20 protein-coding genes are annotated in these 18,612 nt (G+C 72.5%); 11 read left to right on the forward strand and 9 right to left on the reverse strand.

The window, feature by feature from the left end:
* Positions 1–10: 10 nt before the first annotated feature.
* Positions 11–136 (reverse strand): hypothetical protein, encoded by a 126-nt coding sequence (locus ACIBI9_RS47655; RefSeq protein ID WP_397233149.1) that lies wholly within the window; start codon positions 134–136, stop codon positions 11–13.
* Positions 137–506: 370 nt separating this feature from the next.
* Between ACIBI9_RS47655 and ACIBI9_RS47660 the strand changes: the two genes are divergently transcribed.
* The 4 genes from ACIBI9_RS47660 to ACIBI9_RS47675 are packed head-to-tail and all read left to right on the forward strand — an operon-like array spanning position 507 to position 4,503.
* On the forward strand, positions 507–3,167 hold the full coding sequence (locus ACIBI9_RS47660) for a nitrate- and nitrite sensing domain-containing protein (RefSeq protein ID WP_397233151.1): 2,661 nt from the start codon (positions 507–509) through the stop codon (positions 3,165–3,167).
* Positions 3,148–3,573: a roadblock/LC7 domain-containing protein gene (locus ACIBI9_RS47665; RefSeq protein WP_355389461.1), complete on the forward strand. Its 426-nt coding sequence runs from the start codon at positions 3,148–3,150 to the stop codon at positions 3,571–3,573. The genes ACIBI9_RS47660 and ACIBI9_RS47665 overlap by 20 nt, the downstream gene beginning before the upstream one ends.
* Complete coding sequence (locus ACIBI9_RS47670; RefSeq protein WP_397233153.1) at positions 3,570–3,920, forward strand: DUF742 domain-containing protein; 351 nt, start codon at positions 3,570–3,572, stop codon at positions 3,918–3,920. The genes ACIBI9_RS47665 and ACIBI9_RS47670 overlap by 4 nt, the downstream gene beginning before the upstream one ends.
* The gene (locus tag ACIBI9_RS47675) at positions 3,901–4,503 is read left to right on the forward strand and encodes a GTP-binding protein (RefSeq protein WP_397233155.1); all 603 of its coding nucleotides are present in this window, start codon (positions 3,901–3,903) and stop codon (positions 4,501–4,503) included. Before ACIBI9_RS47670 ends, ACIBI9_RS47675 begins: the two co-directional genes overlap by 20 nt.
* On the opposite strand, the gene ACIBI9_RS47680 is transcribed toward ACIBI9_RS47675, so the two are convergent.
* From ACIBI9_RS47680 to ACIBI9_RS47690, 3 genes are read right to left on the reverse strand one after another with little or no spacing between them, the layout of a single operon-like run.
* Positions 4,500–6,782 carry a glycoside hydrolase family 6 protein gene (locus tag ACIBI9_RS47680; RefSeq protein ID WP_397233157.1) on the reverse strand — a complete coding sequence of 761 codons (2,283 nt, stop codon included), beginning with the start codon at positions 6,780–6,782 and terminating at the stop codon, positions 4,500–4,502. The genes ACIBI9_RS47675 and ACIBI9_RS47680 overlap by 4 nt on opposite strands.
* A gap of 58 nt (positions 6,783–6,840) precedes the next feature.
* Positions 6,841–7,866, reverse strand: a complete 1,026-nt coding sequence (locus ACIBI9_RS47685; RefSeq protein ID WP_397233159.1) for an alcohol dehydrogenase catalytic domain-containing protein — start codon at positions 7,864–7,866, stop codon at positions 6,841–6,843.
* On the reverse strand, positions 7,867–8,670 hold the full coding sequence (locus tag ACIBI9_RS47690) for an SDR family oxidoreductase (protein ID WP_397233161.1): 804 nt from the start codon (positions 8,668–8,670) through the stop codon (positions 7,867–7,869).
* Between the two features lie 405 nt (positions 8,671–9,075).
* Here ACIBI9_RS47690 and ACIBI9_RS47695 point away from each other — a divergent pair, with 405 nt between their 5' ends.
* The 5 genes from ACIBI9_RS47695 (at position 9,076) to ACIBI9_RS47715 (ending at position 12,145) form a co-directional block, all read left to right on the forward strand.
* Positions 9,076–9,450 (forward strand): roadblock/LC7 domain-containing protein, encoded by a 375-nt coding sequence (locus ACIBI9_RS47695; protein WP_185072500.1) that lies wholly within the window; start codon positions 9,076–9,078, stop codon positions 9,448–9,450.
* 3 nt (positions 9,451–9,453) lie between these two features.
* Positions 9,454–10,443: a hypothetical protein gene (locus ACIBI9_RS47700; protein ID WP_397233163.1), complete on the forward strand. Its 990-nt coding sequence runs from the start codon at positions 9,454–9,456 to the stop codon at positions 10,441–10,443.
* A gap of 29 nt (positions 10,444–10,472) precedes the next feature.
* Positions 10,473–10,847: a roadblock/LC7 domain-containing protein gene (locus tag ACIBI9_RS47705; RefSeq protein WP_397233165.1), complete on the forward strand. Its 375-nt coding sequence runs from the start codon at positions 10,473–10,475 to the stop codon at positions 10,845–10,847.
* A gap of 29 nt (positions 10,848–10,876) precedes the next feature.
* Complete coding sequence (locus ACIBI9_RS47710) at positions 10,877–11,248, forward strand: hypothetical protein (protein WP_397233167.1); 372 nt, start codon at positions 10,877–10,879, stop codon at positions 11,246–11,248.
* 105 nt (positions 11,249–11,353) lie between these two features.
* Entirely contained in the window at positions 11,354–12,145 is a 792-nt protein-coding gene (locus ACIBI9_RS47715) for an SDR family oxidoreductase (protein WP_397233169.1), read from the forward strand.
* Here the strand turns inward: ACIBI9_RS47715 and ACIBI9_RS47720 are convergent.
* The 5 genes from ACIBI9_RS47720 to ACIBI9_RS47740 form a co-directional block, all read right to left on the reverse strand.
* Positions 12,140–13,231: an ABC transporter ATP-binding protein gene (locus tag ACIBI9_RS47720; RefSeq protein ID WP_397233171.1), complete on the reverse strand. Its 1,092-nt coding sequence runs from the start codon at positions 13,229–13,231 to the stop codon at positions 12,140–12,142. The genes ACIBI9_RS47715 and ACIBI9_RS47720 overlap by 6 nt on opposite strands.
* The gene (locus tag ACIBI9_RS47725) at positions 13,228–14,958 is read right to left on the reverse strand and encodes an ABC transporter permease (RefSeq protein ID WP_397233173.1); all 1,731 of its coding nucleotides are present in this window, start codon (positions 14,956–14,958) and stop codon (positions 13,228–13,230) included. Before ACIBI9_RS47725 ends, ACIBI9_RS47720 begins: the two co-directional genes overlap by 4 nt.
* Positions 14,955–16,007: an ABC transporter substrate-binding protein gene (locus ACIBI9_RS47730; RefSeq protein WP_397233175.1), complete on the reverse strand. Its 1,053-nt coding sequence runs from the start codon at positions 16,005–16,007 to the stop codon at positions 14,955–14,957. The genes ACIBI9_RS47725 and ACIBI9_RS47730 overlap by 4 nt, the downstream gene beginning before the upstream one ends.
* Positions 16,008–16,112: 105 nt before the next feature.
* Positions 16,113–16,793 carry a response regulator transcription factor gene (locus ACIBI9_RS47735; RefSeq protein ID WP_397233177.1) on the reverse strand — a complete coding sequence of 227 codons (681 nt, stop codon included), beginning with the start codon at positions 16,791–16,793 and terminating at the stop codon, positions 16,113–16,115.
* Between the two features lie 12 nt (positions 16,794–16,805).
* Positions 16,806–17,687, reverse strand: coding sequence for a sensor histidine kinase (locus ACIBI9_RS47740; RefSeq protein WP_397233179.1), 882 nt, complete (start codon positions 17,685–17,687; stop codon positions 16,806–16,808).
* A 42-nt stretch (positions 17,688–17,729) separates the two neighbouring features.
* On the opposite strand from ACIBI9_RS47740, the gene ACIBI9_RS47745 reads away from it, so the two are divergent.
* Together ACIBI9_RS47745 and ACIBI9_RS47750 are read left to right on the forward strand one after the other, a co-directional pair.
* Positions 17,730–18,260: a hypothetical protein gene (locus ACIBI9_RS47745; protein WP_397233191.1), complete on the forward strand. Its 531-nt coding sequence runs from the start codon at positions 17,730–17,732 to the stop codon at positions 18,258–18,260.
* Between the two features lie 170 nt (positions 18,261–18,430).
* Positions 18,431–18,612: hypothetical protein (locus ACIBI9_RS47750; RefSeq protein ID WP_397233181.1), on the forward strand; the 182-nt coding region annotated here is incomplete at its 3' end.

Below are 18,612 nucleotides of genomic sequence, written 5' to 3' on the forward strand. Positions count from 1 at the left end.
TCGACGCGGCCTACCTTCTGCCATCGCCGGTCGTGGCGGACAGCAGCTCGCTCAGCCGGTCGAGTTCGGCCTGGGTCAGGTGCTGGGTCTCGCGATCCAGCGTCTCGGTCGCGATATAGTCCACGACATTTCCCATGAGCCTCCCCTTCCTTTTTCGCCTTAATTGTAGCTCCGCCTCTGCAAAAGCCTAGAAAGGCTATTCGCGGACTTATTTACATTTTCGGGGGGATGGCTCGGCGCGGGGTGGGTAGCCGCTCCGTCATCCGGGAGTCCCAAGATCGTCACTCTGGGTGAGATGGCGGCCGTTACGGTCACGAACCGTGTGCTGACAAAGAGTCAACCCGCCATTCGTGATGTTTCTTCGCATCTGTACCTTGAAGTACATCTGCCCCATCGGCATAGTGGACGGACCACAGGCGTGCCAGTCGTGGCGGACATTCTCGGGGTAGTGCCGGTTCGCGACTGCCCAGCGGCGCATCACCCGTGCGCGGAATTGGACATGATGGATGAGTTCGCCCCCGCCGATCCGTACCAAGCTGCTCAGGATTCTCCTGCTTCCGCTGGTCTCCATGGTCGCTCTGTGGGGGTTCATCGCCTACTCCAGCGTTGAGGAGATCGTCACCGTCTCCCAGGCGCAGGACCGCTGGGAGGGCATCGGGTCGCCGGTGCTGCAGCTGATCGTCGAGTTACAGCGGGAACGCCAGCTCTCGGCGGAGGCGGTCCGCGGCACCGGCTCGTACGAGCCGCTGGCCGAGCAGCGGCGGGTCACCGACGGCAAGGCCAAGCGCCTGCGCGAGGTGATCAGCGCCGTCGACGTCGGGGCGGCGGACGGGGAGACCCCGGCCCAGGTGCAGGCGCTGCTGCAGGCGCTCGACGGGCTGCAGTCGCTGCGCGATTCGGCCGACGGCGGCGTGCTGGCCCCGCCGCTGACCATCATCGAGGCGTACAACAACCTGATCAGCGTCGCCAACGGGCAGTTCAGCGACCGCGACGCGCTCAGCGACGTCTCGTCCTACCAGGCGGTGCGCGGCATGGCGGCCTACAGCGCCGCGGCCGAGTATCTGGGCCGTGAGCACGCCGTGCTCACCACCACGATCGTGCACCGCAAGATGACCCCCAGGGACCGGGCCTCGTTCGTCTCCGCGATGACCAGCCGCCGGCTCGTCTTCGCCAACGCCGAGCGCGACGTGGGCCCCGAACTGCGGGCGAATTACGACCGGCTGGTCGCCAGCGCGTCGTTCAAGCGGCTGGTGGACGCGGAGGACCTGCTGTTCGGCTGGGACACCAGCGGCGGCGCGCCGCCCGTGGACCCCACCGTGTGGAAGCGCGACGCGGACGCCATCTTCGGCGCGATCAGCCGTGACACGCAGGCGGAGCTGGCCCGCACCGCGGAGGAGGCGCAGTCCCAGAAGTCCGGTGCGTACTGGCGGATCGGCCTGGTCCTGCTCCTGGGCCTGGCCGCGGTGGTCGCGTCGGTGGCGCTGTCGTACCGGTTCGGCCGCTCGCTGATCGCCGAGCTCAGCCGGCTGCAGGAGTCGGCCGTGGAACTGGCCGAGCGGCGGCTGCCCCGGCTGGTCGAGCGGCTGCGCCGCGGCGACGACGTGGACCCGGCCACCGAGGCGCCCGGCCTCGACCGCGCCGACACCGCCGAGGTCGACCGGGTGGTGCACGCCTTCTCGGCCGTACGCCGTACGGCTGTCGAGGCGGCGGTGGGACAGGCGACCCTGCGCAAGGGCGTCGGGCTGGTCTTCCTCAACCTGGCCCGGCGCAACCAGGCGCTGCTCCACCGCCAGCTCACGCTGCTCGACACCATGGAACGCCGGGTCGATGAGCCGGAGGTCCTGGAGGACCTGTTCAAGCTCGACCACCTGACCACCCGCATGCGGCGGCACGCCGAGAACCTGATCATCCTGTCCGACTCAGCCCCCGCGCGCCGCTGGCGTGACCCGGTGCCGCTGTTCGACGTCGTACGCGCGGCGGGGCTGGAGGTCGAGGACTACACCCGCGTCACCGTCGTGCCGATGCCGAACGCCCCGCTGCTGGTCGGCCCCGCCGTCACCGACGTGATCCACCTGGTCGCCGAGCTGGTGGAGAACGCCACCGTCTTCTCCCCGCCCGACACGAACGTGCACATCCGCAGCATGACGGCGGCCAACGGCTTCGCGCTCGAGGTGGAGGACCGGGGCCTGGGGCTGAACCAGTCCACCCTCGACGATCTCAACTCCAGGCTGGCCGACCCGCCGGAGTTCGACCTGGCCGACAGTGACCGGCTCGGCCTGTTCGTGGTGTCCAGGCTCGCGGCCCGGCACGGGATCAAGGTCTCGCTGCGCCGCTCGCCGTACGACGGGACCACCGCGATCGTGCTGCTGCCGGGCTCCCTGCTCGTCAACCTCCAGCCCCCGGTCGTCGTCGCGCCCGCCGCGGACCGGGTCGCCGCGCACATAGCCAGGCCCATGCGCGCGCTCGGCACCGGGCCCGCCGAGCCCCGGCCCCGCGGGGTGGCCGTCGCCCCCGAGCCCTTCCCGCCCCTCGGGCCGGACGCGCCCGCCCGCGCCCCGGAGCGCGGGACCTGGTTCGAGGCCGGGCCCGCCCCGAGCCCGATCATCCAGGCCGGACCCGTGACCGGGCCCGTGAACGGCTCCGCGAACGGGCTCACGGGTTCGTCCTCCGACGGGCCCTCGAACGGGCCCTCGAACGGGCTCGGGAACGGGCTCGCGGGCGGACCTGCAACCGGGCTCGCGGACGGGCCTTCCAACGGGCTCGGAAACGGGCTCGTGGACGGGCTCGCAGACGGGCTCGCGGACGGGCCGGGCAGCGGGTCCGGGAGCGGGCTCGCCACCGGACCGATCCGGATTCCGACGCCGGTCCCCGGCCCCGTCACCCCGCCCGGCCCGCCCGCCGACTGGAGCGTCACGGTGCCGCCCGAGGAGGCGGACGACGACCTCGACGGGCTGCCGATGCGGGTGCCGCAGGCCAGCCTGGCTCCCCAGCTCCGCTCCGCCAGACGCGCGGACCGGCGCAGCACCTCGGCGCGCTCGCCGGAGGAGCTTGCACAACTCATGTCGTCCATGCAACGCGGCTGGCAGCAAGGCCGTCGCCAGGCGGAGCAGGGACAAGACGTGTGGAACCGAAAGGACGACCATCCCGATGCCCGACCCGAGAAGTGAACTGAGCTGGCTGCTGGACGACCTCACCCAGCGCGTCCCCGGCATCCGGCACGCCATCGTGCTGTCCGCCGACGGGCTGGCCATGGGCGGCTCCCGGAACCTGACCCGCGAGGACGCCGAGCACCTGTCCGCCATCTCCGCCGGCAGCCACAGCCTCGCCATGGGCGCCGGGCGGCACTTCGGCATGGGCGGCGTACGGCAGACGATCATCGAGATGGAGGACGGCTTCCTGTTCGTCACCGCGGCCGGCCAGGGCGCCCGGCTGGCCGTGCTCGCGACGGGCGACGCCGAGCTGGGCATGGTCACGTACGAGATGGCGCTCATGGTCAAGCGGGTCGGCGAGCACCTTTCCGCGCAGCCGAGGGGAGCGGCACCGGCACCCGCCTGGAACGGCGCAAGACCGTGACCGGGGAGGATCCCGGGCCGCTGCTCCGGCTCTTCGGGCTGACCGGGGGCCGGGCGCGCCCGCAGGGCGAGACGTTCGACCTGGTGGCCATCGTCACGACGGTCGTCGGCTCCTACGAGCCCGCGGAGCTGCTCCCGGAGCATCGCGCCGTGCTGTCGCTGTGCCAGAGGCCCACGCCGGTGGCCGACGTCGCGGCGCACCTCAGGCTGCCGCTCAACATCACCCGGGTGATCCTGAGCGATCTGCGGCGAGAGGGCCTTGTCAGCATCGAGCGCCCGCGCCCCGCGGCGCAGACGATCGACGAACGCATCTACAGGGAAGTGCTGCATGGACTACGCAGCCTCTGAGCCGGGGACGACCGCGGTCGCCTCGGCCTTGGCCATCAAGATCCTCATCGCGGGCGGTTTCGGCGTCGGCAAGACCACCCTGGTCGGCACGATCAGCGAGATCCGGCCGCTGCACACCGAGGAGCTGCTGAGCGAGCGGGGCATCGGGGTGGACGACACCTCGGGTGTGGAGTCCAAGACCACCACCACGGTCGCGCTCGACTTCGGCCGCATCACCATCCGCGACGGGCTGTGGCTGTACCTGTTCGGCACCCCCGGACAGGACCGCTTCTGGTTCATGTGGGACGAACTGGCCCTCGGCGCGCTCGGCGCCGTCGTGCTCGCCGACACGCGCCGCCTGGGCGACTGCTTCCCCGCGGTGGACTACTTCGAGCAGCGCGGCGTCCCGTTCGTGGTCGGCGTGAACTGCTTCGACGGGGCCCGCCGCCACGACCCGGCCAAGGTGCGGCGGGCGCTCGCGCTGAACGAGCGCATCCCGATCGTGCTGTGCGACGTCCGCGACCGCGCGTCGGTCAAGGAGGTGCTCACCACATTGGTGAAGTACGCGGTGGAAGGCGGGATGACCCAGCCGGCGAACGGCTAAGGAGCTTCGGGGGTGAGCGGGGGGACGGCGTTCCGCGCCCGGTCGAGGGCCTGGTCGGGCCACCACTGGCCGGAGGCCGGGGTGACGATGCCGTACACCGGGTCGGCCGGTCCCGAGGTGCCCCGGGTGCACCGGCCGTTGGAGAATCCCGGGCTGTTGAGCCAGAGGAACGCGTCGGCCAGCGGCTTCCCGGTGTCGGCGGACGGCCGGGCGCCCGCGCCCCTGCCGGGGGGATTGCACCATTCGTCCGGGACCGGGAAGCGGCCGACGGGTGGTTGCCACTCGCCGGTCCCGTTCCGGCTGGTGTCGACGATGAAGTGCGGCAGGCCGCGCGCGTCGTCCGGCACGGCGGCCAGCGCCGCGTCGCCGCACGAGGCGGCCCGCGACGCCGCCCGCAGGTAGACGCACCTGGACAGCTTCGCGGCGTACGTGAGCGATCGCGCGGTCGGCCGGTAGCCGACGGCGTTGACGTAGAAGCCGTCGGCGCGCACCGCTCCCGCGTTGACCAGCCGGTCGGCGATCTGCGTGAACGCGGGCCAGCCCGCCAGCCCGCCGTCGAGGTAGACGGCGGTGCGGGACAGGCCGGTCAGGGTCTCCACGGCGTAGGAGAGATCGCCGTACCGCTGGACGGAGGCGGACTCCCCGCCCTGCGGGCACTCGGGGCTGCCGGGGATGCGCGCCAGGCCGCTGGGCTCCAGGGCGACGACCGCGGGCCGGTTCCCGATGCCCTCGGCCACCGCGTCGATCCACACCCGGTAGCTCGCGCTGTCCGGGGCGCCGCCGTTCCAGCAGTCGCGTCCCGGGATGTTGTTGGTGACGAACACCGGGACGGTCCGCCGGCGTTCGGCCTGGGCGACCGCCTCGCGTACGGTGCGGGAGACGTCGGCGGGGGAGCCGCCGACGAGCCACATCGCCTGGGGGACCTGCGACAGCGCCCGCATGAGGGCAGCGTCGGCCGTCCTGCCCTGCGCCGACCACGTCCGCGCCTGCCGCGCCGCGTCGGTGTCCGGCTGCACGTAGAACCGCACGCCGTCCGCGCGCAGCGGGTTCTCGCCGGGGAGCTCCCGCCACAGCGTGCCCGCCTCCTTCGCGACGGCGGGGTTCACCGCCGGGTTCACCATCGGGGTCACGGCGGGCAGGCCGGGGAGCAGGTACGCGCCCGCCGCCACGGCGAGCGCGGCCACCGCGGCGCCGCCCCACGCCCAGCGCCTGGACGCGACCCGCCGCCGACCCCTGTGCGCCGGTGCGGCACGGCCCCGCTCCGCGGTGGTACGGCCGTGCTCCGCGGCGGGGCGGCCCCGGTCCGGGGCGGCGTGGCCCTGCTTGAGGACGGCGTGGCTCTGGCCCGAGGCGGTGGCGGCCGGGCGCGTGGCCCTGGGCTCGTACGGGAACCGGCCGTTCGTCGTGCGTCGCGGCGGGGACCCGGCCGGGACGAAGGCGGGCGGAAGGCGGAGCGTCGCACCCCCGCCGAGCGCGTCCACGAGTTCGGCGGCCGTCGGGCGGGCCGCCGGGTCCTTGCTCAGCGCCCGCGCGACCAACTGGCCGAGCACGCCGCCCAGCTCGGGAAGCACGGGGTCTTCGTGGACCACGCGGTAGAGCACGTCGTGACCCGCCCCCGAGCCGAACGGAGGTCGCCCGCTCGCGGCGAAGGCCATGACACCGCCCCAGGCGAAGACGTCGGAGGCCGGCGACGCCAGTCCGCGCACCTGCTCGGGCGACATGTACGCCGGCGTGCCCATCCTGGTGACGGAGAGCGTCGTGGAGTCGGCGACGAAGGCGAGCCCGAAGTCGATGACCTTCGGGCCCACGGGGGACAGCAGCACGTTAGACGGCTTGAGGTCACGGTGGACGACGCCGGCCGCGTGGATGGCCCACAGCGCCACCGCCGTGCTCATGGCCAGCCCCTCGAGCTCCGAGCCCGACATCGTGCCCCGCTCCACGACCGCGCGGAACAGCGTCGGCCCCGGCACGTACTCGGTGACGACGTACGCCGTCTCGCCGTCCAGATCGGCCGTGAGCACGGCAGCCGTCGAGAACGGGGCGACCCGCTGCATGGTCGCGACCTCTCGGCGGAAGCGCCGCCGGAACTCCGGGTCGCCGGCGAGGTGCCGGTGGATGACCTTGATCGCCACGAGCCGCCGCGAACGGCTCTTCGCGAGGTAGACGATGCCCATCCCGCCCGAGCCGAGCCGGCGCACGATGCGGTGGCCGCCGATCCGCCGCGGGTCGTCGCCGGTCCGCCCGTCCACCGCCTCGCCGTGTTTGGTGCCGTACGCCATCGCCCGCCCATCCCGACCCGACAGTCGACAGGAGGTACGGCCCGGGCGGCACCGGGGTTCAGGTGAACGCGAGCAGGACCTTGCTGGAGCGCCGGGCGTCGGCCGCCTCCTCGAACGCCGCCACCGCCGCGCCGAGCCCGAAGACGGACGTGACAATGGGCGCGAACCGCCCGGCCTCCCGGCTCATGATCGACAACGCGGCCGGCATCTCGTGGTAGAAGCGGCTCGACCCCATCAGGGTCAGCTCGCGGGTGACCGCGAGGTGCAGCGGCGCGGTGACCCCGCCCGGGGGCAGGTGCCCCACGTTGACGAGGGTCCCGCCGGGGCGCAGCGCCTCGACGGCGGAGACGAATCCGGCCTGGGAGCCGGAGGACTCGATCGCGACGTCGGCGGCGGGGATCGGCTCGCCGCGGTCCGCGCGGACGACGTGGGTCGCGCCCACCTGGAGCGCCACCCGGAGGGGTTCGCCGAACACGTCGGTCGCCGTGACCGTGGCCGCGCCCGCGCAGGCGGCCAGGGCGGTGCAGAGCAGGCCGATGGGTCCCGCGCCGGTCACCAGGACGTCGCGGCCCTCGACGCCGGAGCTCAGCCGGCGCAGGCCGTGGAGCGCCACCGAGGCGGGCTCGGCCAGCGCCGCCGTGCGCAGGTCGAGCCCGTCGGGGATCAGCACGAGGCGGCTCGCGGGCACGACGAGGCGCTCGGCGAACCCGCCGTCCGTATGCGGCGTCCGGGCGGCGCTGCCCAGATAGCGCAGCTCCTCGCAGAGGTTCTGCTCGTCGCGCAGGCAGTAGCCGCAGCGGCCGCACACCTGGGCGGGGTGCACGGCGACGCGGCTGCCCGCCGGCGGCCCCGAGCCGTCGGCGGCGGGCTCGGCGACCACGCCGACCACCTCGTGCCCCAGGACCATGGGGGAGCGCAGGACGGACTCGCCCACCCGCCCGCTCCTGTAGTAGTGGAGGTCGGAGCCGCAGATCCCGCCGTAGACGACCGTGACGACGGCTTCGTGCGGTCGCGGCGCCGGCGTGGTCCGGGTCTCGATCGTCAGGTGCCCGGGGCCGGTGACGACGAGGGCCTTCGCGTCCATTCAGATCACCGCCGTCATGCCGCCGTCGACGTAGATGATCTGGCCGTTGACGAAGTCGGACGCCGGTGAGGCGAGCCAGACGGCGGGGCCGACGACGTCCTCGACGTGGCCCCAGCGCCCGGCGGGCGTGCGCCGCGTGATCCAGCGGCTGAAGTCGGGGTCGGCGACCAGGGACGCGTTCAGGTCGGTGTCGATGTAGCCGGGGGCCAGGCCGTTGACCTGGATGCCGGCCGGCGCCCATTCGGCGCACATCGCCCGCGTGAGCCCGCCGAGCCCGCTCTTCGCGGCCGCGTAGGGGGCGGTGGTGGCGCGTACCAGGTGGTTCTGGACCGAGCAGACGTTGATGATCTTCCCGCTGCCCCGGGGGAGCATGTGGCGCGCGAAGGCGCGGCCGACCAGGAAGCCGCTGGTGAGGTTGACGTCGACCACGCGTTTCCAGTCGTCGACCGGGATCTCGGTCAGGGGGCCGCGGATCTGCACGCCGGCGTTGTTGACGAGGATGTCCGGGCAGCCGTACGCGGCGACGACGTCCTCGCAGGCCCGCTCGACCTGCGCCGGGTCGGTGACGTCGAACACGCTGACCTGGACGTCGCCGGGCGGGCGATCGGGGGCGAGCTCCTCGCGCAGGGCCGCGGCCGCCGCCTCGAGGCGCGCCGCGTCGCGGCCGTTCAGCACGACGCGCGCCCCCGACAGCGCGTAGCCCCGCGCGATGGCATGTCCGATGCCGCGACCCGAGCCGGTGACCAGGGCGAGCCTGCCTGTCAGGTCGAACGCCGGAACGCCTGGAGCGGTCTGGACGGGCATGTCATCTCTCCCATGCTGGTGCGGAGCCGAGAACCTCGACGCGTGACGCGCGCACGAGCGACGTGGCCGCGGCCTGCGCCGCCGCCGGGTCCATGGCCGCTGCGCGCTCGGGGGAGACGATGCCGCCCACCATATAACGGCTCTGATGGGGATGCCCGGCGCGGACGACACCCGGCGCGGCTCGCTGACGCCGTGCGGCGCATCGCCGGGTTCAAGAAGGCGCTCGAAGGCGGCTTGACCTCGGACGTTACGAGAAATACTCATGAATATCAGAACTATATGTACGAGTATTGGTTTTCTGCGCCTTGGCCGCATAAAAGCGTAACCGCAGGTCTATGGGCCACTTCAGTGCGATTCATAACCCCCCTACGCTGTCCCCGTTCCACTTACGGCGAGGGGGATGACGTGCTCGGAATCGACACCTGCCTGGCGGAGGTCATGTCCATACCGGGGGCGCTGGATGCCATGCTGCTCGACCACACCAGCGGCATGGCGGTGGCCTTCAGCAGCGCCTCGGGCGTGGACGCCGACCGGTCGGCCGCCGCATTGACCGAGGCGCTGCGGGCCACGACCGACGGCCTTGCCCGCGCCTGCCCGGGCGAGATCGTACGGATCGACGACATGCTCGTCACCACGGACAAGGGGCATCATCTGCTCAGGCCGCTGGAGACGGTCTTCGAGGGGCCGTTGGTCATCTACGTACGCCTTGACCTGGAACGATCCAACTTGGCCCTGGCCCGCCACCGTCTGCGGTCGGTCTCCAGCCAGCTGACGACGTGAGTCATGACCAGGCTCGACGCACTCCTGGGCGGGCTGGCGCGCGAGCGTTCGACGGGCGCGCTCCGGCTCGGCAGGAACGGCACGATCTTCCTCCACGACGGGCGCGTGACGTACATGGAGTGCGCCCAGACCCCGGGCGTCGAGCGGCTGCTCACGGCCAGGGGCCGGATGACGGAGGCGGCGCTGCGCGGGCTCCAGGCGGACGGCGGCTGCGCGCGGCTCCTCGAGGAGGGGGCGCTCACGCCCGGCGAGCTGCAGTTCGCGGTGCTGGGCGTGGTCCTGGACGCGGCCTTCTTCCTGCTGCCGATCAGCGGGACGCGGCCCAAGTTCCGGCCGGGGGAGCGGCACTGGCTGGGCGGGCAGTGGTTCTTCGACGTGGCGGGGCTGGTGCGGGAATGCGCGCGGCGGCGGGCGCACCTCGCCGAGATCTGGCCGTCCGCGGACGTGGACATGCTGCCGGTGCGACCGGTGCCGTCGCTGCCGGGGCACGGGGTGACGCTGACCCGGGTCCAGTGGGAGGTGATCGTCGGTGCCGACCACAAGGCCACGCCGCTGGAGCTGGCCAAGCAGCTCGGCCGGTCGGGTTACGCGGTGCTGCTGGCGGTCAGGAGGCTGGCGGCCGCGGGCCTGCTCGCCCCACCCGATCCGGGCCGTACCGCCCTGCCCGCTCCGGGCCGCGCCGCGCCGGGCGACGCGGGCCGTGCCATCCCGCCCGCTCCGGGCCGTGCCATCCCGCCTGGTACGGGCGGAGCCGTTCCTGCCGAAAAGCGGCCCAAGCATGCCGAGCCCGGCGAGCCCGGCGAGTCCGATGAGGCCGCCGATGGCGGTGCAGCGCCGGGAGCCGGGCTGCCGAAGCGGGCGCGGCACCCCTACGGGCGGCCGCCCCACGATCCCGGGGCGGTGGCCCAGCCGCTCGGCCCGCCCGTGACGGGAGACCCGACCGATCTGGCGCTGCTGATGCGGCTCAAGAAGGCGCTCGAGGAGCTGGCGTGAGGTTCCCCGTACTCAGGAGGAGGCCACCGGTGGAGCTGCGGAAAGAGGTTCTGGAGGAAATGACGCTCCTGCGCGAGCGCACACCGGACGTGAGCGGCAGCGTCGCCTGCACCGTGGACGGCATGCAGATCGCCTGCGACCTCGAAGGAGACCGCGGCGAGCAGGCCGCGGCGCTGTCGGCGGCGCTGCTCGCGATGAGCCGGCGGATGCTGACCATGACCGGCCAGGGCGCCCTCGAGGAAACGCTCATTTCGGGCACCGCCGGCTTCGTGGCCTTCTACGCCGCCGGCCCCACCATCGTCCTCACAGTCCTGGCCAAGCCCGGCGCGAACGTCGGGCTGCTGCGGCTGGAGGGCAGGAAGACGGCCGCCGGAGTGGCCGCCGTCGCAGCACGTAGGCACTGAACCGTCACCTGGCAGAAAGGGAGGAAGCAATGGCCAGCATGGACGTCTCGCTCAAGGAGATGATGACGATCGACGGCGCCATCGGAGCGGCGATCGTCGATCACGGCAGCGGCATGGCGCTGGGCACCCTCGGCGGCTCCAAGGACCTGGACCTGCAGGTCGCCGCCGCGGGCAACACGGAGGTGGTCAAGGCGAAGCTCCGCACGATGGACTCGCTCGGTCTCAAGGACAGCATCGAGGACGTCCTCATCACGCTGGGCGGCCAATACCACATCATCCGGCCGATCACGGGGCGCGGGGGGAAGGGGCTGTTCCTCTACCTGGCGCTCGACCGTGCGCGCGCCAACCTGGCCCTGTCCCGGCACCAGCTCCGGGGCATCGAGGAGAAACTGGAGGTCTGACCCGGGCTCTCGGGTGGCCCGCCCGCGCTCGACGGCGGGCCACCCTCCCCACCGCAGCCCGGTGCCGTATTGAAACGGGTTGCAGTTTGTTCCTAGGGTGGGGTCATGATCCTGGACCGCTTCCAGATCGGCGGCGCCGCGGCCGTGGTGACCGGCGCGGGCCGGGGCATCGGCGCGGCCACCGCCGTCGCCCTCGCCCAGGCCGGCGCGGACGTCGCGATCTGCGCCCGCACGGAGGACCAGCTCCGCGCCATCGCCGAGCAGGTGGAACAGGTCGGCAGGCGGGTCCTGGTCGTCCCCGCCGACCTGACGCTCCCGGGCGCCGCCGAGGACCTCGCGGAGCGGGCCGCGGCCGCCTTCGGCCGCCTGGACGTGGTCGTCAACAACGTGGGCGGCGCGATGCCCCGCGCCTTCCTCGACACGAAACGCAAGCATCTCGAGAACGCGTTCCAGTTCAACGTCGGCGTGGCGCACGAGCTGACCAGGGCCGCCGTCCCGCACCTGCTGAAGGCGGGCGGCGGCGCGGTCGTGAACGTCTCCTCCGCCGTGGGCCGCGTGGCGGGCCGCGGCTACCTGGCCTACGGCACCGCCAAGGCGGCCCTGGCGCACTACACCCGGCTGGCCGCGCTCGACCTGGCCCCCGCCGTTCGGGTCAACGCGGTCGCCGTCGGTGCGGTCGCCACCTCCGCGCTCGACATCGTCATGAACGACGAGGGCCTGCGCACCCAGATGGAGCAGGCCACGCCGTTGCGACGGATCGGCGAGCCGGAGGACGTCGCGGCGGCCGTGCTGTACCTGGTCTCCCCGGCCGCCCGATACGTGACGGGCAAGGTGCTCGAAGTGGACGGCGGGATCGACCGGCCCAACCTCGACCTCGGGCTGCCCGACCTGTCATGACTTGGTGAGGACGTAGGCGCGGCCGGGGTCGATCCCCACGGTCACGTTCGTGCCCTCCGCCAGCAGGCCCTGCGGATCCGGCCCCGGCACGGTCACCAGCAGGGTGCCCGAGGCGGTCTCCACCTCGTAGTCCACGCTGTGCCCGTGGAAGGCGGCCCGCAGCACCGAGCCGGTCCCGCCCTCGGCGGCCGGGCGGAGCGACAGCGTCTCCGGCCGGACCATGAGGTAGGCGGCGGCGTTCACCTGCACCTCGGGGTGGGCCGCCACCGCCATGGTCCGCCCCAGCGCCGTGACGACCGCGTCGCCGGCGTCCATCCGTTCGGGCACGACCTCGACGAAGTTCGCCCGGCCGATGAAGTCCGCCACGAACACGGTCGCCGGGCGGAAGTAGATGTCGGCGGGCGTGGCCGCCTGCTCGATCCGGCCCTTGTTCATCACCACGACGCGGTCCGACATGGTCATCGCCTCGTCCTGGTCGTGGGTGACGTACAGGCTGGTGATGCCGAGCCGGCGCTGGATGCGGCGGATCTCGGCGCGCATGGCGCCGCGCAGCTTGGCGTCCAGGTTCGACAGCGGCTCGTCGAACAGCAGCACCTCCGGCTGCATGACCAGCGCGCGGGCCAGGGCGACGCGCTGCTGCTGGCCGCCGGACAGCTCGTGCGGGGCACGGTTCTCCAGGCCGACGAGGTTCATGCTGGTGAGGGCGATCTGGAGGGCGGTGTCGGTCTCGTCCTTGGCGCGGTGCTGGGTACGCAGGCCGTAGGCGATGTTCTCGCCCACGGTGAGGTGCGGGAACAGGGCGTAGCTCTGGAACACCATGGCCATCGGGCGGCGCTGCGGCGGCAGCCCGTCGATGACCTCGCCGTCCAGCCGCACGTGCCCGCTCGACGCCTCCTCCAGCCCGGCCACGATGCGCAGCGTCGTGGTCTTGCCGCAGCCGGAGGGCCCGAGCAGCGTGATGAACTCGCCGGGCGCCACGTCGAGCGTGACCGTGTCGACCGCGACGACCGGGGTCCCGGCGCGGCCCAGGAACGCCTTGGTCAGTTTGTCCAGGTGGAGGCGCCCCCTGCGGGTCTCGTCCGTCATCGTTCCTGCCTTCCGGGGGAGCGGTGGAGTGTCGCGGAGCGCCCGACGAGCAGCCGGATGACCCCGAAGCCGGCCAGCACGATCGCGGTCAGCACCGTGCAGTAGGCGAACGCGACCCCGTAGCGGCCGGTGTTGGCCGCGCTGAGGATCTGCGAGGTGATGATGTGCGTGCCCGGGGTGACGAGCAGGATGATCGTCGAGACGGAGGTCATGCAGCGCGCGAAGCCGTAGCTGAGCCCGGTGAGCAGCGCCGGGCGGATCAGCGGCAGCGTGACCTTGCGGAAGGTCCGCAGCGGGCCGGCGCCGAGGTTCCTCGACGCCTCCTCCAGGCTCGGGTGCAGCTGGGACAGCGCCGCCGTGCCCGTACGCAGCCCGGCCGGGACGGAGCGGACGACGTACGCCAGCACGATCGCCAGCGCCCCGCCCGCCACCGCGCTGCCGCCCACCAGCCCGGGGAGGACCAGCAGGTCGCCGACGTACCGGGCGGGCCGGTAGGCCAGCACGTAGCCGATGCCCAGCACCGTGCCCGGCACGGCCACGCCGAGCGTTCCGGCGAAGTCCAGCCAGCCGCCCGTGCGCGCCAGCTGCCGCACCGCGAGCCAGGCGATGAGCAGCCCGAACCCCCCGGCGACCGGGGTGGCGATCGCCGCCAGCAGGGTCGTGTCCGTCAGCGCCTCCTGGCCCACGCCGAGCAGCACCTCGCGCAGGTGCGTGAAGGTGAGCGCGTTGTCCACGCCGAACACCCGCGTGACCCCGCCGGCCACCATGGTCCCGTAGAGGCTGACGATGACCAGCGCGACCAGCACCGCCAGGGCGAGGACGGGCCAGCGCACCCAACTCGTGACCGGGTGCACGCTGCCGGACGGCCTGCCGGTGATCGTGGTGCGGACCTTGCGGCCCAGCCAGTACCGCTGCGCCACGAACACGCCCACGGACGGCACCAGCAGGATCAGGCTGTAGACGGCCGCGCCCGTGGTGTCGTACTCGCCGGTCACGGCCAGGTAGGCGCGGCTGGCCAGCACCGTGTAGTCGCCGCTCACGACGAGCGGGTTGGCGAGGTCCGCGATGGCCTCCACGAACAGCAGCAGGAACGGCGCCGCCAGCCCCGGCGCGAGCAGCGGCAGCATGACGGTCCTGAAGACGCGCCACCGGGACGCGCCCATCGTCATCGCGGCCTCCTCCATGGCCGGATCGAGCCCGCGCATCATGCCGAGCAGCCCCAGGTAGGCCACGGGGAACAGCGACAGCGACTGGACGAACACCAGCCCGTCCAGCCCGTAGACGTCGTACTCGATGCCGAGCAGGTCGTGCGTCACCATCCCGCGCCGGCCGAACAGCACGATCGTGGCCGTGGCCACCGCGAACGGCGGGCTCACCACCGGCATCAGCGCGACGAGGTGCAGCAGCCGCTTGCCCGGCACGTCCAGCCGGGTCTGCACGAAGGCGAACAGGAAGCCGATCGCCGTGCCGCACAGGCCGACCAGCACGCCGAGGAGGAGCGTGTTCCAGAGGATCCGCAGGTCCACCGGAGAGGTGAAGAACCGGGCGTACCGCGGCCACGCCTCGGCCGACAGCGCCGAGGCGAGCACCGTGCCGAGCGGGAAGACGCTGCCGCCGAGGACGAGGACGACGCAGGCGGCGATCGCCAGCGCCACGCTCGTCTCGCGGCGCCGCCTGCGCCGCGCCCGCGAGGGCTCCGCGGGCGGGGAGTCGACGAGGGCGGTCATCTGGGGGCCTTCGCGATCTCGGCGTCGAAGCGCCGGGTCAGGTCGAGCTTGCGGGCGCCCGCGGCGGTGCTGTCGTAGTCGACGAGCTTCAGCGCGGCCAGGTCGGCGGTCTTGTCCGACCGCTTCGCGGCCGGGTTGGTCGGCGCCTGGTACGAGTGGACGGTCGGCCCGATCTCCTGCGCCGCCGGGGTCAGCGTCCAGTCGATGTACTTCTTCGCGCCGGCCACGTTGTGCGCCCCCTTGACCAGCGCCACGCCGCCCACCTCGTAGCCCGTCCCCTCGGCGGGGAACGTGACCCGCAGGTCGGTGAAGCCCTGCTCCCGCGTGGCCACGCAGTCGTGGGAGAACACGATGCCCACGCCGATCTCGCCCCTGGCGGCCTGCTGCGCGGGCGCCGCGCCGGACTTGCTGTACTGCAGCACGTTCGGGTGCAGCCGCCTCATGTACGCCAGCGCCCCGTCGTCGGCGCCCCCGTGCAGCACCACCTGGGTCCACAGCGCCGTGTACGCGGTGCCGGACGTGGAGGGGTGCGCGATGCCGACGTTCTGCTTGAGCGCCGGGTCCAGCAGGCCCTCCCACGACGTGGGCGCCTGCAGGTGTTTCTCCGCGAGGATCTTGGTGTTGTCGCAGAAGCCGAGCACGCCCACGTACACGCCGGTCCAGGTGCCGTCGGGGTCCTTGTACCGGTCGGGGATGACGGCGGCGTTCGGCGAGACGTAGTCCTGCAGGAGGCCGTCGTCGGCCGCCGCGGCGTACCCGTCGGCCGGGCCGCCGTGCCAGACGTCGAACTCCGGATCGGCCCGGCCCGCCTTGATCCGGGCGAGGGCCTCACCGCTGGACAGGCGGACGAACTCGGCCGGGATCCCCGTCTCGGAGGTGAAGACGGAGGTCATCGCCGCGCACCACTCCTCGGTGGCGCCGCACGCGACGACCACCTTCCCGGCGGCGGCGCTCGCCGCTCCGGGGGCGTTCGTGCACCCGCAGCAGGCGAGCGCGAGGGCGGCGCCGATCGACAGGACCGGACGTGAACGAGCAAGAGGTGAAGCCATCGTCGACCTCCTGGAGCGGCTGAAGGGTTGCCATGCCGCAAAGCTAGGCCGCGGGGCGGGCCCCGCCGGTAACAGCGCGGTGAGCGTTGGTGACGGCGCCGTCACCTACCGATCGGGCCGGTCGGGCATCATGTAGCCGGCGCCGCGCACGGTCTGCACGTAGGAGGCGGCGTCGAGCGCCTCCAGCGCCGACCGCAGCCGGTAGACGGTGGATTTGACCACGTCCCGGCCGCCCGTCAGGTTGGCGGTGCCCCACACCTCCCGCAGCAGGTCCTGCCACGATTGCGGGGTGCCCCGCCGCGCCGCGAGGTGGGCGAGCAGCTTGCACTCGGTGTCCGTCAGCGTCAGCCGCCGTTCGCCGATGGTGACGGTGTGCTGGGCGGCGTCGATGACCAGTTCGCCGACCCGCAGCAGCGCGGGGCCGGTGTAGCGGCGCAGCACGGCCAGCGCCCGCAGGACGAGCTCTCTCGGGTGGAACGGCTTGGTCACGTAGTCGTCCGCGCCCCGCTCCAGCCCCGCGATGACCTCCTCGGGCCGGGAGAGCGCGGTGACCAGCACGATCGCGACGCCGGGGTACTTGGCCTTGATCATCTCGCAGAGGGTGAGCCCGCCTAGCGCCGGCATGAGCACGTCGAGCACGACCAGGTCCACGTGGCGGGTGCGGAGCAGGTGCATGGCGGTGGCGCCGTCGTGCGCCTCGATCGCCTGGAAGCCCTGCGTGGTGAGCGCGAAAGCGATGATCGCGGTCATCTGGGGTTCGTCGTCGACGACGAGCGCGGTGAACATGGGGGGCTCTCCCTAGCCAGGCAGCGTGAACAGGAAGGTGGTGCCGTGCATCGACGTGGTGTCCACCATGATGGATCCGCCGTGCAGCTCGATGATCGTCTTGGTGATGACCAGGCCGAGCCCGGTGCCGTCGGCCAGCGGGCGGCCGGTCACGAACCGGCGGAACAGGCGCCGCCGCTGCTCCCTGGTCATCCCCGCGCCGTCGTCCGTGACGTACACCGCGATCCCCGTGTCGATGACGGCGACCCGCACGTCGATGCCGCCGCCCACGGTGGTGAAACGGCTGGCGTTGGACAGCAGGTTGGTCATCGCCTGCACGATCAGCATGGGGTCGGCCTGGATTCGCGGCGTGACCTGCGGGGTGTCGAGAGTGATGCGCTGCTTGCGTTCGGCGCACAGGGCGCGCATGGCGATGACCACGTCGCGCGCCACGACCGAGACGTCCACCTGCTGCAGCCGCGGCGTGAACAGCCCCGCCTCGATCTTGGCCTGGGTGAGCAGGCTCTCGCACAGGGCGATGACCTGCGCGCACTGCCGGTCCACGATGGTGATGAAGCGCTGCTGGTCCGGGGTCAGCGGCCCGGGGCTGCCCTCTCCCAGCAGGTCCGCCGCTCCCTTGATCATGCTGAGCGGCGTACGCAGCTCGTGGCTGAGCGCCGTCACCTGCTCGGCCCGCCGCTCCACCAGCTCGCCCAGCCTGGCCAGCTCGGCCTGCTGGGCCACGGCCGCCCGCCGCATGGCGGCGACCGCCAGCCCGGCGCCGCCCAGCAGCCCGGCGAACGCCGCCGCCGCCGGCCACGTCCCGGCCGGCACCGCCGCCACCGCGCCCGCGACCCCGATCACGCCGGTCAGCAGGGGTAATCGCGGCGACCTGGCGAACTCCTTCCATCCCATCTCCGGGTCCCCTCTGCCGAAACGTGCAGCCTCGTGAAAAGGATGACGTGCCGGTACGCGTGGCGAAAGCGGCCCAGCCCGTCCGTGGTCGACGCGCTCGCCCGCGCCCTCCTGCTGGACGATCACGAGCACGAGCACCTGCGGGACCTCGCCGCGTGCGCCGCCCGCCCCGCGCCCGAACCGTCACTCCCGCCCAGCCGGTCGGTGCAGCCCGGGATCAGGCCGCTGCTGGAGAGCCTGCGGCCCAACCCCGCCCACGTGGTCAGCCGCACCATGGACGTGCTCGCCTGCAACCCGAGCGGGATGCGGCTGTTCGCCGGGATGGAGAAGTGGCCGGTCGGGCAGCGCAACGTGGTCCGCTACGTCTTCCTCCACCCCGACGCCCCCGACCTCTTCGACGACTGGGACGAGCAGATCCGGGGTTGCGTCGGCCGCCTGCGGGCCTGGCCGGCACCGAGCACACCCCGAAGCCCGCCGCGGACCACCGCCACCCGTGATCGCACGGCGCCACCGTTGGGGGGACCGTGGCAGCCCCGGGGGCGGAGTTACGGCGTTGAAGTTGACGATGGCTAGGGGGATATGCCATCCTGAAGCGGGAGCGAGGTTGACAATCATATTAAATGTTGCCATCCATGTCCCTCTCGGTTTATGCTGCCCTTCCGCGCTACCTCCTGTCCCGGTGAAATGCCGGGCGCTTGGCATGCGCGTATTCAGTCCGCCGTCAGCTCCCGGAAGGACATCTGTTGGCAGCCCCGCGCAACGCCTCCGCCGTACCCGCTGGTCCCCGTCGCGTGTCTTTCGCGCACATCCAGGAGCCCCTCGAAGTTCCCGACCTTCTCGCTCTGCAGACCGAGTCGTTCGACTGGTTGCTCGGAAACGAGAAGTGGAAGGCCCGGGTAGAGGCGGCTCGCCAGGCCGGGCGCAA

The organism is Nonomuraea sp. NPDC050451, assembly GCF_044458585.1.